Annotated in this window: 14 protein-coding genes and 1 pseudogene; 5 read left to right on the top strand and 10 right to left on the bottom strand. The window is 40.0% G+C overall.

Annotated features, from left to right (window positions below; all coding sequences use genetic code 11):
- Window positions 1–10 precede the first annotated feature (10 nt).
- The 10 genes from JQC92_RS06855 to JQC92_RS06810 all read right to left on the bottom strand — a co-directional run bounded on the left by JQC92_RS06855 (window position 11) and on the right by JQC92_RS06810 (window position 12,261).
- Entirely contained in the window at window positions 11–1,144 is a 1,134-nt protein-coding gene (locus JQC92_RS06855; protein WP_204998955.1) for a patatin-like phospholipase family protein, read from the bottom strand.
- A 125-nt stretch (window positions 1,145–1,269) separates the two neighbouring features.
- Entirely contained in the window at window positions 1,270–2,580 is a 1,311-nt protein-coding gene (locus JQC92_RS06850; protein WP_204998954.1) for a ubiquitin carboxyl-terminal hydrolase, read from the bottom strand.
- A 465-nt stretch (window positions 2,581–3,045) separates the two neighbouring features.
- A complete protein-coding gene (locus JQC92_RS06845; RefSeq protein WP_204998953.1) occupies window positions 3,046–4,749 on the bottom strand; it encodes a proline--tRNA ligase in 1,704 nt (567 codons plus the stop codon).
- An 81-nt stretch (window positions 4,750–4,830) separates the two neighbouring features.
- Complete coding sequence (locus JQC92_RS06840; protein WP_204998952.1) at window positions 4,831–5,454, bottom strand: acyltransferase; 624 nt, start codon at window positions 5,452–5,454, stop codon at window positions 4,831–4,833.
- Between the two features lie 82 nt (window positions 5,455–5,536).
- Entirely contained in the window at window positions 5,537–5,995 is a 459-nt protein-coding gene (locus tag JQC92_RS06835) for a hypothetical protein (RefSeq protein ID WP_204998951.1), read from the bottom strand.
- A gap of 51 nt (window positions 5,996–6,046) precedes the next feature.
- Window positions 6,047–6,757 (bottom strand): tRNA (N6-threonylcarbamoyladenosine(37)-N6)-methyltransferase TrmO, encoded by a 711-nt coding sequence (tsaA, locus tag JQC92_RS06830; RefSeq protein ID WP_204998950.1) that lies wholly within the window; start codon window positions 6,755–6,757, stop codon window positions 6,047–6,049.
- Window positions 6,750–7,121: an Rcs stress response system protein RcsF gene (rcsF, locus tag JQC92_RS06825; protein WP_204998949.1), complete on the bottom strand. Its 372-nt coding sequence runs from the start codon at window positions 7,119–7,121 to the stop codon at window positions 6,750–6,752. The genes tsaA and rcsF overlap by 8 nt, the downstream gene beginning before the upstream one ends.
- A 46-nt stretch (window positions 7,122–7,167) precedes the next feature.
- Complete coding sequence (locus tag JQC92_RS06820; protein WP_204998948.1) at window positions 7,168–8,451, bottom strand: amidohydrolase family protein; 1,284 nt, start codon at window positions 8,449–8,451, stop codon at window positions 7,168–7,170.
- 12 nt (window positions 8,452–8,463) lie between these two features.
- Window positions 8,464–11,517: an amidohydrolase family protein gene (locus tag JQC92_RS06815; protein WP_204998947.1), complete on the bottom strand. Its 3,054-nt coding sequence runs from the start codon at window positions 11,515–11,517 to the stop codon at window positions 8,464–8,466.
- Between the two features lie 351 nt (window positions 11,518–11,868).
- Window positions 11,869–12,261, bottom strand: a complete 393-nt coding sequence (locus JQC92_RS06810; protein WP_204998946.1) for an H-NS histone family protein — start codon at window positions 12,259–12,261, stop codon at window positions 11,869–11,871.
- Window positions 12,262–12,772: 511 nt separating this feature from the next.
- Between JQC92_RS06810 and JQC92_RS06805 the strand changes: the two genes are divergently transcribed.
- The 5 genes and pseudogenes from JQC92_RS06805 to JQC92_RS06785 form a co-directional block, all read left to right on the top strand.
- A complete protein-coding gene (locus JQC92_RS06805) occupies window positions 12,773–13,522 on the top strand; it encodes an electron transfer flavoprotein subunit beta/FixA family protein (RefSeq protein WP_129947105.1) in 750 nt (249 codons plus the stop codon).
- Window positions 13,523–14,449 (top strand): electron transfer flavoprotein subunit alpha/FixB family protein, encoded by a 927-nt coding sequence (locus JQC92_RS06800; RefSeq protein ID WP_204998945.1) that lies wholly within the window; start codon window positions 13,523–13,525, stop codon window positions 14,447–14,449.
- A gap of 126 nt (window positions 14,450–14,575) precedes the next feature.
- Window positions 14,576–16,135 carry a Na+/H+ antiporter NhaC family protein gene (locus JQC92_RS06795; RefSeq protein ID WP_204998944.1) on the top strand — a complete coding sequence of 520 codons (1,560 nt, stop codon included), beginning with the start codon at window positions 14,576–14,578 and terminating at the stop codon, window positions 16,133–16,135.
- A 91-nt stretch (window positions 16,136–16,226) separates the two neighbouring features.
- On the top strand, window positions 16,227–16,808 hold the full coding sequence (locus JQC92_RS06790; protein ID WP_204998943.1) for a thymidine kinase: 582 nt from the start codon (window positions 16,227–16,229) through the stop codon (window positions 16,806–16,808).
- Window positions 16,809–16,943: 135 nt separating this feature from the next.
- Window positions 16,944–17,096, top strand: a pseudogene (locus tag JQC92_RS06785) (GNAT family N-acetyltransferase); the annotation flags it as partial.
- Window positions 17,097–17,454 lie beyond the last annotated feature (358 nt).

Here is a 17,454-nt window from a genome sequence, read left to right as displayed (position 1 = left end):
TTTAGTTGGTTTAAATTTGCTCATTTTTGCCAAGAAATTTATAAATTTCGTTAAGCTTAGGTAGAGTATCTTTGTAACCTAAGTCCATAAGTGCTTTTGTATAAGCTTTTTCAAAAAGTAAGTATGAAATCACACTAGACTCTGAATACTGATTCACACCAAACCCTCTCAATAACATACGAACAGCGAAAGGCATGTGAGAGTAGTATTGAGCAGCAATTTCGCCTAAATCTTCACTCGGCTTTAGAACTAAAGTGTCAATATTCCGAAGCGGGTATTCGGCTCGTTGAGATTCAGGAATCAAATTAATGGTGTTATTGATTCTCTGTAAGCGCTCTAAATCGCTATTGAGTGTATCTGAGAATATCGTATCTAGAAGGTGACCAGCAATTGCCGCCGTAGTGGGGTGATGTTTTAATCGTTTATCTTTATGCTTGAGATGGCTGTCTAAATTAATCACTAATAGCTTATTAGCCCCTAAGTGAATGGGGCTAGACAGTGGTGATAACTGATGAACCGAGCCATCGCCATAATATTTTCTTCGTAATCGAACCGTTGGAAAGGCCAGAGGAATGGCTGAACTTGCGAGTAAGTGATGAGTATATAAATGTCCTCGAATTCCTTTTCTCCGAGCTCGGCTCCAATTTTCAATTTCGGGTTTTGCCTGAAAAAACGTGATAGATTTAGAATCGTTATAACATGACACATCAATGGCTAAAGCGGTAAGTGCTCCTAGGTCAATATTTCTATCAATACGCTTAAAATCCATCACGCTATTGAGTAAATCTCTCAACGGATCATTATTGAATAAACTTCCAGGGCTAGGATTATAACTGTTTGCTTGCAGCCCTTTTAACGCCATTTTAATGAGGTGACTCGTTACTCCTGTAATAGAGCTTTTGTAAATTTTATCAGTCGTGAAGTGACCCCAAACGTACTCCAGCTTTTTCACTGCAAGATGAAAGCATGAAGCGTGTGTGGCAAGTGAAGTGGCGTTGATGGCACCTGCTGATGAACCGGAAAGAATTTCAAACGGAATATTATGATTACGTGGATAGTTTTGAACAATTGCTTTAAATACACCCACTTGATAGGCCGCCCTAGCACCACCTCCACCTAATACCAATGCGGTCTTTTCGCTCATTACTCTTATTCCTTGCGTAATTTATCGTCATTACAAAATGTAGCGAAAAAAGTTTAGGTTGTCGACGGCCAACAGAAAGCCACTAACAATAAGAAACTCCCCGTCTAAGAAAGCAGAACTTTATTTTACACACGCTCTAAGGTAATTAAATGAGGAACAGCTGTCTTGTTTCGCCTAAAATGATCGTGTAAATCGGTTTTAAGGTGCGTAACTCGATTATCATTGTGTTTAATCCAAGAGTCATTAGCTCCTCTTTCGAGAGTATAATAATGTCCACTTTTGGAATCACTGCCTGAATGTACTACCACGGCTTTAATTTTGAATTTGCATTTATCAACTTTTTTAGTTGTATTATTGAACAATTCAAGTTCAAACACATCTTGTTTTGGAATGAGCGCTCTTGCTTCTGAAGTGCGTTTAAACGAATCTCCAAAATCATCCAAGCCGGTCACTTTTGCTTGTAGCCTGATTGTTGTGAGTGTAGATGGGTTATTGCAGCCAATACGACTAAACCTATCTGTCTCTCCCCAATCAGGATCTTTTCTTGAATAGGATTCACTAGACTCATGAGAAAATTTATCTACTAAATTACCATTACCTGCCAGGTCGATTGGATAGTAAGTTGGTGGATTGCTGTCGGTTTTGTAATCAATATCGCTTGTGTTTGATTGACGCACCATTTTTCTGCACAGACGCAGCTCATTTTCCTTATCACGTAAGCCCGTTATGTGGTAAATAAACTGCCCGAACTCATTTGGATCATGTTGTCGATTTGCTTCTGTAACAAACATTCTCTTCATACATGTAATGAAATCCTGATCGTTTCTTTCACTCGTTAAAGTAAGGTCTTGTTTAGCAAAGGCTTGAAGCTGATGATAAAATTCATCAAAAAGGCGATCGACTCGTCCCTTCGTTATTTGCCCACTCTTGAAATCATGGCATGCATCAGATAAACGAGCAAAAGCAATGGCGAGATTTTTGTGGGCTTCAGGTTTGTTTCTGGTATTTTCAGTTACTTTATCAGTTATTTTTTGCGGGTTGTCTATTATGATTTGCTTTAATGCTGCGTTCATAAAGCAAGTTTGGTTTTTATTCTCGAAGCCTGGGAGTTTTTCCGCAACGGTTGTATCTCCATTAAAAAACTTACTGATTGCTTTTGACTGAGCGCTTCGGAGCTTGAAGAAATTGAACAGATTTAGAAAACTTCGAACTCCGCCAACTCGATTAAAGTCAAATGTTTCGGCATCTTTGCGAGTTACTCGATAAGTTCTGACTTCAAAACGTTTACTTTTATCGTTATGAAACTCGAATTTTACCTCTTTTGTCTGCCCCACCTCAAGAGCTGGTATTAGGGATTTAACTGTCACTTCACTGGGAATCAATACCTCAAGGGTATCGGGGTTCCAATAGAGGCGACCTGATACTTCTACTGACATACTATTCCTAACTGTAGTGGGCTCTGAATTTATTCTAACAGCCTTGTTATTCATCCGTGGTTAAAGATAGTTTATAGAATGTGAGTACTTTCCAAGTATGGAATTGAAGGAAAACAGTTTCTACTATGGTTTAACTTATACCCATGATACTTGAAGATGCATGTTTCAGGACTTTTTCAGCGCCAATTCTTTGAGGCGCATTAGCGAAGGAATATCGGGATTCTTTCGAGTTAATGTAACAAAGAAGAATTGGCGCTGAGAAGTCCACGCAGTGCGAGTTGCACAGCTTGTTACTCTTCGTTGCCAGTGCTAACAATAGTTCACTATTGCCGCACACCGTCGCCTTGATTAACAAGTTGTGCATTCTCGCTTCAGGTATCATGGGTATATTACTTTCTGGGATGTTCGAGATAAAAAACTAAGCGAGTTAACTCACTCGCTTAGTTTTATGAAAATTGAATAGTATTACAAAGACTTAATAAAGTCTGACAGCCCATCCATCGGGATATCTTGCTTCTCGCCAGTTTTACGGTTCTTATACTCAAGCACGCCATTATCGATGTTACGATCACCAATAACGATAGTGTGTGGTACACCAACTAACTCCATATCCGCAAACATAACGCCTGGGCGCTCTTTACGGTCATCGAACATGACTTCGAGACCAAGCTCTTGGCAATCGTGATAGAGCTTCTCAGCAAGTTCTTTAACTCGCGGAGATTTATGCATGTTCATTGGCAGGATACCAATTTTAAATGGTGCAATTGCATCTGGCCAAATGATGCCGCGATCATCGTGGTTTTGCTCAATAGCTGATGCAACGATACGGCTCACACCAACACCATAACAACCCATGAGCAATACTTGAGCTTTACCTTGTTGATTTAGAACAGTGGCATTCATCGCTTCAGAATATTTAGTGCCTAATTGGAAGATATGACCCACTTCGATACCACGAGCAAAGGCGTAAGTGCCGCCATCAGGTGTGGCTTCGCCTTCAACTACGTTACGGATGTCTGCAGCTTGAGCTTCTGGTAGATCACGTTCCCAGTTGATGCCAAAGTAATGTTTGTCATCAACGTTTGCACCGGCAGCAAAATCACTCATAGCAGTAACACTGTGGTCAACAACAATTGGCATGTCGAGTTTTACTGGACCTAATGAACCCGAACCTGCACCAATAGCAGCTCGAATTTCTTCGTCAGGGGCAAAAGTTAATGGCGACGCTACAGCTTCAATCTTGTCAGCTTTGATCTCGTTTAACTCGTGATCACCACGAACAATCAATGCAACCAATGGTGCTTCTTCTGTCGCACCTTTAACAATAAGTGTTTTAACCGTTTTACTGATGTCTAAATCAAATTGTTCAACAAGCTCAGCAATGGTTTTTGCATTAGGCGTGTCAATTAAGCTCATTTCTTGAGTTGCCGCAGTACGTGCTTCAGTTGGCTTAAGTGCTTCTGCACGCTCAATGTTCGCAGCATACTCACCAGTTGAAGAGTATGCAATTAAGTCTTCGCCGCTTTGTGCTAATACGTGGAACTCGTGTGACATATTGCCACCGATAGAACCTGAGTCAGCCAGAACCGGACGGAACTCCAAACCAATACGAGACAGGATATTGCCATATGCTGAATGCATTGTGTGATAAGTGCTATCCATTGTCTCTTGATCTAAATGGAAAGAGTATGCGTCTTTCATCAAGAATTCACGTGCACGCATTACACCAAATCGTGGACGAACTTCATCACGGAACTTGGTTTGAATTTGATAAATATTCAAAGGAAGTTGCTTATAAGAGCTGACTTCTTTACGGATGATATCCGTGATAATTTCTTCGTGAGTCGGGCCTAATACGAAGTCACGGTTATGACGGTCCGTAATACGGAGTAATTCAGGGCCATATTCTTCCCAGCGACCACTTTCTTGCCACAAATCACCCGGTTGCACCATCGGCATTAAAATTTCGCACGCACCCGCTTTTTCCATCTCGTCACGAACGATGGCCTCAACTTTTCGCAATACTTTTAAGCCTGTCGGTAACCAGCTGTACAAGCCTGAGGCATTGGCACGGATAAGACCAGCACGTAACATGAGCTGGTGGCTGATTACTTCTGCATTTGCAGGGGTTTCTTTTTGTGTTGATAGCAGGTATTTGCTAACTCGCATGACCCTAGTCCAGATAAAAATTTGAATGGCAAGTATTCTAGCTCAGCTGCACTATTTTGTTAATGCTGAACAACTGCTTATTCACGAAATAGTTGGTTTATCTCTTCTATCCCCGATAACACGAGCAGGGTTTCCGGCAACAATGGCAAAATCTGGTATGTCTTTAGTGACAATAGAACCCATGCCAATAACGGCTTGATCACCTATGGTTACACCGTCAACAATGCCAGCTTGAGCACCAACCCAAACATCTTGACCAATTTTTACGCCTAGTGACGTTACAGCTTGCTGATAGATAGGAGCGTCTGGTGCCATTCCGTGGTTGAAAGCATAAATAGTCACGTTATTGGCAATACGAGTTCGATCGCCGATGACGATGCCAAGTTTCCCTCCATCAATTGAGCAACCGTGATTGATCGCAACTTCATTGCCTATCGTGATAGGGCCATGAATAAAGCTGTCAGCGGCAATCATGCAGTGATCACCGATGATGATATTGCGATTTGGTTCCGCAAATAGGTTAACTTCTGGAGCAATAAAACAATCTTCACCTATGGTTATCGTTTCTAACAAACAAAGCTCTTTTTGGATTTGCTGTTGCCAAAGTAATGCCCACTTTTTATGTTTTTCTTTTAGAGTGAAGTACAGCCAAGGCATATAAGAAAGACGTTTTTTGTGCTGAGTTTGGTAATCGAGTTTGCTCATTAAAGCTTAATGTGTGAGATGTTTTGCAGAATATTAAGCAAATATAGTGAGCAAACCAAGCAGGTTTGCTCGTAACAGTCGATTAAAATCGATATCCGATGTTGATGTCTGCTACAAAATGGGTATCTGTTTTACCTAAATTGGCGAATGCACCACCTAAATCTTCACGTCTAACGCCTGCACCTACTCCGAATACCCAGCCTGCATCATCAACAGTATTGAAGTGATAATTATAGGTGAGGAGACCAAAACCTTTTTCACTGACTAATACTTCAGATCCCAAAGCTAGACCAACAGTGTGCATTTTGTCTTTATCAATAACTCGCTGATAACCAATAGCACCACCAACTAGACCTGCTGAAATAAAGTAAATGTTTCTATTGTCTAAATAACTGAGTTTATATCCCAAAGCTCCACCATATTGAAAACCAATACCTACAGTCGAAGTTCCCTTGCTTTGTTGTTCGCTAGGTTGTAGTTCTTGTGCTTTTAAATTAAAGCTTGCCGCGAGTACAATCCCTGTTAATAGTATTTTTTTCATTATTATCATCCTGATAAAGCATTAAGGAGGATGAATGATAAGGGAAATGCATCATTTTAACAACCTTGTAACTTCAATAACTTTAATTATTGAAGTTACACAACACCATTGAATATTGAGATCATACAGGCTGATAAAGTAATTTTTATTATCGGGCTTTGACTGCTTATAAGCAGGGCGAGGATCTTGCGCAAGCACCTGCTGTATGAGTTTTTTGAGCTTTGCATGATCGTCAAAGGTTTGTAATTGTGTCTCAGCTTTACTGGTGAACTCAACATCCTTTAACTCGGGTTCTTCCTGAGCCATCCCGCCGTTAGCCTCTTTAATAGAGTCAGAGTAGGGGATGTAGGGTTTAATATCTAGAATAGGCGTGCCATCAACCAAGTCCATGCCAGAGATTTCAAGTTTCACTTGATTGTTCTCGTTAATGACTCTTTCCAGCTTAACTACTGATTGACCGATGCCATTAGGGCGGAACGTAGAACGTGTCGCAAATACGCCTATTTTTTCGTTACCACCAAGGCGAGGCGGACGAACTTTTGCTTTGAACCCATGAGCTAAATTTTCATGAAAACTAAACAATAACCAAAGGTGCGAGTATTGTTCGATGCCTTCAATAAAATCTGAGTGATTATATTGGCCGCTAAGTTCAATAAAACCCTTAGCTTCAACTAAACCAGGTTGTCTTGGTATACCGAACTTTTGTTTAAATGGCGTTCGACAAAAACCAACGGCTTCTACTTGTTGGGTAAAACTATTCATTAATTTTAATCGCTTCACCACTACAAAGCACATGAGACAAACATGCATTGGATTCATTAAGCGTTGCACAGCTTCGAATGATTACACCATTAGCGCCTAAATCAGCAGCTTGTTTTCGAATAGCAGTACGAGCATCCGACTCGGTTGCAATTTTGTCACTGCTGGATAATTGACAGGCTTCCCCTGTGGCCAATCCTAAAGATTTGTATGCTTGAGTTGGTAAAGAATCTGTGTGAAAAACCTTTACATCTCCGGCTTTGAAATATTCTTTAAAATTCTCTTTGTCTAAATTGCTGTGAAACGAATAAGAGCCAGAACAACCAGCAAGCAGTATTCCAGCGAAGATCAAAAGTGCGTTTTTCATTATTCTATTCCCATAAAAAAGGGCTGGAATTCCAGCCCTTATGATTCTAACGCTTTAAATATTTCTGATAAAGCTGGTTGTGTCGGTTATTTAAGTCGACTTTCCGACCATCAATATAAAGTGATTCAATTTTCGCCGTTACTGGGTCAAGGATATCACCGCTTGAAATTAAGAAGCTTGCTTGGTACCCCTTTGCAATTGCCCCAATATTATCGAGCTTCAATATTTTCGCTGCGTCTGAAGTAATGGCTTTAAGTGCTTCTTCTTTGGTTAAGCCATAAGCTACAGCTTGCCCTGCTGCGAAAGACAGGTTTCTTGCATCCCAATCTGCTGAAAAGCCCAGTGCAAATGGAACACCTGCTTGTTTTAGTAATGCCGGCACTTTGTAGGCTTGCTCAACAGGCTCATCACGACGAAGTGGTAAACCTAAAGTTCGATTGTAGATAACCTTAGCTTTGATTTCATTTAAGCTAGGTGCAACACGCCATGCATCATAACCACCAACAATCACAAGTTCGAAATTGTATTTACGGGCAAGAGAAATGGCTTGCTCAATTTGCTCTTGTTTTTGAGCGTGAACAAAAAGCTGACCTTCACCACGATACAGTGGCATCATTGACGCTAATTTTTGATCACCGGTTACTTTTTTATCTGTTTTGCGAGCAAGATAAAAACGGTAGCCATCTTCAAATGCTTGCCATACTTTTTTAGTGCGGTTTTGAACTTGTTGTTGCTGTTTTTTTAAAGTCTTTGGATTTGATGAACGCCATCTAATCGACGGCCAATATAAGTGCATTTGATGTCCAGACTCGACAATGGCGTCATTGACATTCCACGCATCCATGTTTACAACAATAGATTGACCTGCAATTCCAGTACCTGAAGGCACAACTTGAGCGTAGGCGATCCCGTTATAACGAACCGTTGGAATAATCTCTGAGTCAGCATTATAAGCCGTTTTTGGATTAAGTTGCGGATTCACATCTCCGATTTCAAACTTGTCGACAGTTTCGCGTACAAGTGAAATTTCAACTAAACCAAGGCTTGTATCGAGTGCAACCAATCCCGGATAAATATGCTTACCCGCTAGATCTACTACCTTGGCATTGGTGGTATCGACTTGTTCTGCAACGTTAACAATTTTTCCATTATCAACACGTAGCTGACCATTAGTTATAACGCCATCTGTGGCGGTATGAATCGTAGCATTGGTAAATACCATTGCTTGTGTTTCAGGTTTTGCTGGAACGATATCATTCGCCATTGCGTTATTGATGTTTAAACCAGAAAGTAGGGCAATAGCAGCAGTAAATTTGATTGTATTTTTCATTGTATTGTCTCCTTAATGGCTATGCTGGCTGTGTTCACCCCAAGCGTGGTAAACGGTTTCACAATGCCATTCAGGTTCTTTCTTTGGAATAAACGGAACACCTTGTTTGGCTTTTTGACCACTGTTCAGAATCTTTTGCATCAAGGCTTGTCTTTCTGCTGCAACGTCTTTTTGAGCTTTCAAATCTTGCTCTTTATCGAAATAGCGTGTGCCTTCAACCCACACTTTTTCAGCTTTTGCATAAACAGATAATGGTTTGTCGCTCCATAATACGAGATCAGCCATTTTGCCTTCTTTGATTGAACCAACGTACTTTTCAACACCTAACTGTATTGCTGGGTTGATGGTTACCATCTTCCAAGCATCAGCTTCACTCATATCGCAATAGAGGATTGATTTAGCCGCTTCTTGATTTAATCGACGTTGCATTGAGTAGTCATCGGAATTGATTGAAGTCACTACACCTTTGTTGTTCATTAAACAGGTGTTTTGTGGAATGGCATCATAAACTTCAAATTTATAAGCCCACCAATCTGAGAACGTTGAAGCTCCAGCGCCATGTTCAGCAAGCTCTTCAGCAACTTTGTAGCCTTCAAGTACGTGAGTAAAGGTTTTAACTTTAAAGTCGTAAGCTTTAGCAACTTCTAAGAACATTAAGATTTCAGAACCAATATAAGAGTGAATATGGATATCACGCTTATCATTTAAGATCTCTGAAACCGCTTCTAAACGATAATCTGTTCTTGGTGCAACGACTTTGCGCTTCGAACTACGGCGTAAGTCATCATATTGTGCTTTTTCAGCTTGATATTCTTTAGCTGCATCAAATGTTTGTCTGAATAGCGTATCGACACCCATACGGCTTTTAGGGAAACGACGACTGTACTTGTCTCCCCAATGAGTTTGTTTAACGTTTTCACCCAGAGCGAATTTAATGCTGGCTTGTGCATGATCAAATTTCAGGTTCTCAGCCGTTTCACCCCATTTCATCTTGATGTATTGAGCTTGACCGCCAATTGGGTTTGCACTGCCATGTAATAGCTGAGCACTGGTAACACCACCTGCAAGCGCACGGTAAATAGAAACATCATCAGGGTTGACGACATCACCGATACGAACTTCGGAAGTAACAGAATATGTGCCTTCATTTACACCGCCGTTGATGGCAATGTGTGAGTGCTCATCAATAATACCCGCTGTGACATGCTTACCTGAACCATCAATCACTTTATAGCCACGTGGTGTAGAGAGCGATTGACCAATTTCATCAATCTTACCGTCTGCAATGATGATGTCGGTATTTTCAAGAACGCTATCTTTTTCAGAAGTCCAAATCGTTGCATTTTTGATGTGTAGATTTTCTGATTTAGGCAATGCAGCTAAACCATACCCAACATTTGGATGAGTCAGCTTACTGACGTATTCAGTTGCTTCTGCCTCTTCTTTACCTTTTGCTTTTGGTTCAGTCGTATCATCAGTTCGAGCTGCTGCTACGTTAACGATTTCACCTGATGCTGTTTCCATGCGTCCGCCCAGCTCATTTTCGTCGAGCCAAAGTACAAAGCGATTGGTGCCAGCATAACCTGCGTCCATTAAGTCAGCTGTGAAAGTTAAGCGACCACTTTTGAACTTTACATTCTTCAATGGCACTTGTTTTTCACCAATCGTTAGATCAGCCTTGAGTTTTTTCGCTTGTTCAATTTCAAGGCTAAAGTCGAGTTGATTGATTTGCAGCTGATACTCACCAACAACCTGATCTTTATTACGATCTGCGAACTTATGCTCTTGGCCTTGAGTGAACACACTGTAAATTTTGCCGTCTTCAAAAATATCACCTTTGGTAATCACAAAGTCGGCCATGTACCCAGGTTTCAGTTGTCCTGCAATGTCGTCGATTTGAGCAATTTCTGCTGCATTAGTCGTTAATGCGGCAAGGGCGGCTTCTTTTGATAATCCTGCATCAATCGCTTTTTTGAGCTGTGGCCAAAAATCCTTGTTTTGAATCCCTTTCATTGTGAAAGCAAACTGAACATCTGACTTTTCAAGGGCTGCAGGGTTTGATGGAGCACGTTCCCAATGTCTTAAATCAGCAAGACTAACTTCTGTTGCCGCATCTGCATCAATAACACTTGGTGCTTTAGGGAAGTTTAAAGGAACAACCAATGAATAGTTTAATGCTTTTACTTCATCAATTCGGCTATATTCTTTACCTGTTGCAACTTGAATTGACGATAATTCAAATTCTGAAAGTAATCTAGCAGCACGTAATTGACTATTTAAGTTCTTCGTTTCAAATATAATTTTCTGCTTATCAAGGTTATTCAACTTTTCTAATGCAGCATTAAATTCAATATTATTTGGTGAACTTACTGTTCCAGATTTTGAATAATTGGCGTTGTACCAATTAGCATCCGAAAGTGTTTGTCTTAATAAAGCGATCGAACCCATCAATGACGCTGGGTAATCTTGTTTAGAGCTGCCTTTATTAAACGACATAAATTGATTAGTTCGAGCGTTATAAATAATTTCGTTAGCAATGTTATTAGATAATGAAATTGAAACGCCTCGGCCCTGAATTATGCCGTCCAGCTTTGCGGACTGAACACTCGTAAAGCCATTTTTAATCCAAGCTTTTGCTTTTTTAGTTTCAGGCTCAACAACTGAGTACCATTCCATCTCTGAATGAATGGCTGAGTTTTCAGCATTACCACCAATTCTTTTTATATCGTAAATTGGTTTCTTAGCTTTATTTTCCGGGTATTTGAAGTTGATTGAATACTCAGAAATCGGATCGATAAAGCCTGGGTAAATAGTATAACCAGTAAGATCAACTGCAAAAGCATCAGTTGGTACATCATTATCTTTTAAAATAGCTTTTACGCGATTATTTTGAACCAACAATGTTGCATTTTTTAACTGCTTGTTCGGAGCAACATAAATAGTGGCGTGGGTATAGGCGGTGAGTTTGTTGTTTGGCTGTACAATAGGCACACTGGCATAGGCAAAATTGGCTGAAACTAGCGTAGCGCCTGCAATTGTGGTAATCACTTTGCTTTTATTTATCATTGTTCCGTGTGAGAGTTGATTAGGGGAAGAACTAGCATACTCGATACGGAAGTGTTAATAGAAGGTTTTTTTGTAACCATTTTTGAACAAAGTTGATTTATACCCGTGAAACTTCAATATTCAGCTTTCAGGGCAATTTCAGAGTTCATTATTCGAGGCGAAAAATGAAGAGCCAATGGATCTAATTCGAGTTGTTGCAACAAAGTAGAATGGACGCTGAAAAGCCCACTAAATGCGAGTTTAATCGCCTTAATTCTCGCTGAATTGCTGCATATTGAGATAGCACGGGTATATTATTCAGGCATTAAAAAAGGCCCATCATTATTGGACCTTTTTAAATGAAGAGTGATTTTATTCTTGTATTAAAAAATCATCTAAAGATTTGCCGCTATCAACTTCACTTTTAAATACGGTTGGCATGCGACCCTGGCCTGTCCAACGGATAGTCTCACCATCAACAGTTATTTCGTATTTAGGTGGACGAGGGGCACGTTTTTTAGGCGCCGATTTTACATCACCTAAATCGTCAACTGAAAGGCCGATTTCTTCCATTTGCTTACGAATAGCTTCAATTTTTGCATCGCGCTCTGCGTTTGCTTTTGACTCTAATTCAGCGAGCTCTTTTCGCTCTACAATAATTTTATCTAGTTTAGTTGCTAAATCTTCAAGCTCTTCAATAGATAAATCTTTTACGGCTGCTTTAAAACGGCGTCCATGGGTTAAAATTTCTAAAAAGTCGCTCATATTTTCAGTTCCGTTTTTATATTTAATTTAAGTTTAAAACTAAGGTTATAAATTTATCAAAATATATAATATGTTGTAATTTATATTTTAGCAAACACTAATGTGCTTATTTAATTAATAAAAATAGTTTCAGAATTATTGATAATTTTAAATAGTAAAAAAGTATTTAAAATTTAAAAAATGTGAAATAAATAATTCATTCAATATTTATTATTATCAACTAACCTTACTTGAATTTACTTTTCTTTTTTAATTGGTAAATGAGTCACCTCTGCTCATCGATGTATGAGTCGCAATCTCTAACAAGCAGGTAAGTGCTCCATTTTCAACTTCGGAGGTGCCATTACTTTTAGCAGGTCAGATGATCTGAGTATTCACCTGGCGTTAGTTGACGTAAACGTCAACAAGTTATAAAGTGATGCGCAATAACACTATGACTAATTGTATTTTGGTGTGCTGATAGTCAAAAGTCATCCTCAAAATACCCTTAAGCTTTAATAAAGGAAGCCCTATGAAAGTATTGGTACCAGTGAAGCGCGTCGTCGATGCCAATGTAAAGGTCAGGGTAAATGCTGATAACACGAAAGTGGATACAGCAAACCTGAAAATGGCAATCAACCCGTTTTGTGAAATTGCAGTTGAAGAAGCTGTCCGATTGAAAGAAGCTGGCGTTGTTTCTGAAGTTGTTGTTGTAAGCATTGGCCCTAAAGTGGTTCAAGAGCAAATGAGAACAGCTATGGCACTGGGTGCGGACCGAGGTATTCAAGTTGATACTGATAAAGAGTTAGTACCACTTTCATTAGCGAAGATTTTAAAATCGATTCAAGCTCAAGAAAATGCAGATATTGTATTGTTTGGTAAGCAATCGATTGATGGTGATAATAATCAAACAGGTCAAATGTTTGCGGCATTAACGGATATGCCACAAGCAACGTTTGCTTCTGAAGTAAAAATTGAAGACGGCAAAGCTGTGGTTACTCGTGAAGTTGATGGTGGCCTTCAAACATTAGCAATGCCGCTTCCTGCTGTGATCACAACTGATTTACGCTTGAACGAACCTCGCTACGCAAAACTGCCTGACATTATGAAAGCTAAGCGTAAGCCACTAGAGGTGATGTCTATTGATGATTTAGGCATTGAGCTAAAAGAACATCAAACCGTATTGAAAGTGACGCCTCCTGCTGCTCGTGAAGCGGGTATTATGGTTTCATCTGTAGATGAATTAGTCGAAAAATTACAAAACGAAGCAAAGGTGATCTAAATGGCGATTTTAGTATTAGCAGAACACGATAATGCCAGCCTTAAGCTTGATACGGCTAAAACAGTTGCAGCAGCAAAAGCGATTGGCGGTGACGTACATGTATTAGTTGTTGGTCATGAATGTGGCGCAGCAGCGAATTCAGCAAAAACATTAACAGGTGTGAATAAAGTTATTGTTGTTGACTCGGCTGAATACTCAGCTCAACTAGCGCAAAACGTATCTAAGGTAGTTTTAGATATTGCTTCAGATTATGACTACATTTTGGCGCCAGCATCTACAACAGGTAAAGACGTATTACCATGTGTAGCGGCATTGTTAGATGTTGCACAAATTTCTGAAGTTATCGAAGTTGTATCTGCAGACACATTTGTGCGTCCTGTTTACGCTGGTAATGCAATGGCAACCGTACAAAGTCATGATTCGAAAAAGGTAATGACCGTTCGTGTCAGTGCTTTTGAAGCTGTGGGTAATGAAGGTAGTGCAGAAGTAGTTGCACTTTCAAACTCTGAAGCAGCGACGACGGAATTTGTTTCTCAAGAGCTAACTGAATCTGAACACCCTGAACTTGGTAGCGCAGGCGTGATTGTATCTGGTGGTCGCGGTATGGGTAGTGGCGAGAATTTTGCAATTCTTGAACAATTAGCGGACAAATTAGGCGCAGCTGTTGGTGCATCGCGTGCAGCTGTTGATGCTGGTTTTGTTCCAAACGATATGCAAGTCGGGCAAACAGGTAAAATTGTTGCTCCTGACCTATATATTGCTGTTGGTATCTCAGGTGCAATTCAACATCTTGCGGGAATGAAAGACTCTAAAGTTATTGTTGCTATTAACAAAGACCCTGAAGCGCCAATCTTTCAAGTCGCTGATTATGGTTTAGAAGCTGATTTATTTAAGGCTTTACCTGAGTTAACTGAAAAATTAAGTTAATTAACTATTAAGTTGCATTGCATAAAAATTAGTGATCTTTATCACGCTAAAAGGCTCTAGGATAGTAATCTTGGAGCCTTTTGTGTTTGAATATCCGGCTAACTTTTTATTCAAACTTTATACATCATGAGTGTATTTTCTTATTCTGATTCGGCGTTGTCGGTTATACCGCCGTTTTTGGCTATTGTATTAGCCATTATTACAAGGCGCGTGCTTGTATCACTGGGTGCTGGCATTGTTATCGGTAGTTTATTGCTGACTAAATTCGAATTCCTAAATTCAGCTTCATTTTTGGTCAAAGTCGTATCTGAATTGTTCTGGGTTGATGGTGCTATCAACACTTGGAACTTATATATTTTAGTATTTTTAATTTTATTGGGTTCTATTACCGCCATTATTACGGTAAGTGGTAGTGCTAAAGCTTTCGCTCAATGGGCGAGAACCAGAATTAAAAGTAAACGTCACGCAAAACTGCTTACGATGGCTTTAGGTGTCGTCATTTTTATCGATGATTATTTCAACTCTTTAGTGGTTGGTTCTGTTGCACGACCATTAACGGACAGATATCACGTTTCACGAGCCAAACTGGCCTATTTACTTGATTCCACCGCCGCACCAATTTGCGTCATCTCGCCAGTATCCAGTTGGGGCGCATATATTATTGCCTTAATTGGAAGTATTTTGGCAACGCATGGCATGACAAATTCGAGCTATTTAGGGACATTTGTTGAAATGATCCCAATGAATTTTTATGCCATTTTCTCACTATTATTGTTGTTGAGTGTTGCGATTTTTACTTTTGACATTGGCCCAATGCGTAAACATGAACGTAACGCACAAAAGGGTGAACTGTTTGACGAGAAAAAAGGGCAGCCACCTGGAAGCCTTGCTGATTTACCCGAAGCAGAAAGTGGTTCTGTATTAGGTTTGTTCCTACCAATCGTTACTCTGGTCGCAGCAACACTGTTCTTCATGGTTTTTACAGGTGCTCAAACACTTGAAAAAGAGTCTATTGAGTTTAGCGTGATTAAAGCCTTTGAAAAGACCGACGTAAGCCTATCATTGGTGCTTGGTGCATTATTAGGTTTGATAACAACTTTTGGCTTGGCATTAAAGCAAAAGCTGTCATTTTCTGACCTTTCAAAAGCATTGATTCATGGTGCTAAGTCAATGTTGCCTGCTATATATATTTTATTGTTTGCATGGACTATTGCTGAGGTGATTGGTCAATTAGAAACTGGTAAATATTTGGCTCACATTGCTACGGGGTCAATACCTGTTGAGCTACTTCCTGCAGTGATGTTTGCGTTAGCCGGTATCACCGCTTTTTCAACTGGAACCAGTTGGGGAACTTTTGGCATTATGTTGCCTATTGCTGCGGATATGGCGATGGGCAGTAATTCAACTATGATGTTGCCTATGCTTTCCGCTGTACTTGCGGGTGCGGTGTTTGGTGATCATTGCTCACCGATTTCTGATACCACAATTTTGTCTTCTACAGGTGCAAGCTGTCATCATATCGATCATGTCGTCACTCAACTGCCGTATGCATTAATCGTCGCATTTATCAGTCTTTGTGGTTACTTGGTGCTTGGTTTTACGCAATCGGTATTATCAGGGTTCTTAACGTGTACAGCGTTATTTGTTGTTGTCTTTATCTACCTTAAAATTCAAAAAACGAAGTAGTTGATGATAAGTCTTTACTATTTTGGCAATGGTATTAACATTCACTTTGTTGATATCATTGCCCAACTATAAAAACAAAGGGAATCGAACCGTGGCTCAGCTGTATTTCTATTACTCTGCAATGAACGCAGGCAAGTCTACTTCACTGCTTCAGTCGTCATATAACTACCGTGAAAGAGGGATGAACACGTTAGTACTTACTGCAGCCATTGACAATCGCTATGGTGTAGGGAAAGTTGCTTCTCGTATTGGCTTAGAAACAGAAGCCAGCATTTTTTCTTCAGAAACTAATTTAGTGAATCTTGTTGTGGATGCGATGGAATCTCAAGATATTCATTGTGTGTTAGTTGATGAGAGCCAGTTTTTGTCAAAAGTGCAGGTGAAGCAGCTCACTCACGTCGTCGATAACATGAATATTCCCGTTTTATGCTACGGTTTGCGTACTGACTTTCAAGGTGAGTTATTCCTTGGCAGTAACTACTTACTTGCGTGGGCAGACAAATTAGTGGAATTAAAAACCATTTGCCACTGTGGTCGCAAAGCTAATATGGTTGTGCGTCTCGATGGTGACGGTAAAGTTATGAAAGAAGGCGAGCAAGTCGCTATTGGCGGTAACGAAAACTACGAATCTGTTTGTCGTACTCACTTCAGAGAGTTTATGTGGGATAAATGATTGTCCGACTGATAGCTAACTCAGATTGGCCAAGTATCGTAAGCATACAAGCTCAAGTTTACGGGAAAGAGTTCCTTGAGTCTTTGAGTGTATTACAAAGTAACTGGCAGCAGTCTCCTGACTGCTCTATCAACAAACGCTTATTGGAGCCAAAATATTCCAAGAAGCACCGTAGAAAAGTCAATTAAAAATTCATTGTGTTTTGGTGTCTTTGAAGGCTCAACTCAGGTCGGCTTTGCTCGGTTAGTTACCGATAAAGCGACCTTTGCTTATCTTGCGGATGTATTTAACCTGAACTCGGCATAAGCAAACCTCACCAGCACCTCTATTTCTGCTCATTTCTGCGTTTTGAGTGCTTGCAATAGCAGGCTATTGCAGCACACTCATGCCTTGAGCCTGACTCTTCTACACAAATTTGAGATAAATTGAACTTATTCTGACATTTCGCACAGAGATCTCCTAACATTCAACAATAATTACTCACAGGAAACCTAGGTAGAAAGATCACAACACATATAGCGAATATACCCGTGATCATTGAAGATGCGACTTTTTCAAACAAAGACTTGAAATTATCTGTAAAGAGATCATCATACAGCCATGATTGAAATATCCTTAACCAATGAAGAAAAGCAATTACTAGAAT

The sequence above is a fragment of the Parashewanella hymeniacidonis genome (genome assembly GCF_016900895.1).
Taxonomy (GTDB): Bacteria; Pseudomonadota; Gammaproteobacteria; order Enterobacterales; family Shewanellaceae; genus Parashewanella; species Parashewanella hymeniacidonis.
This window is presented reverse-complemented; position numbering and strand designations above follow the sequence as displayed.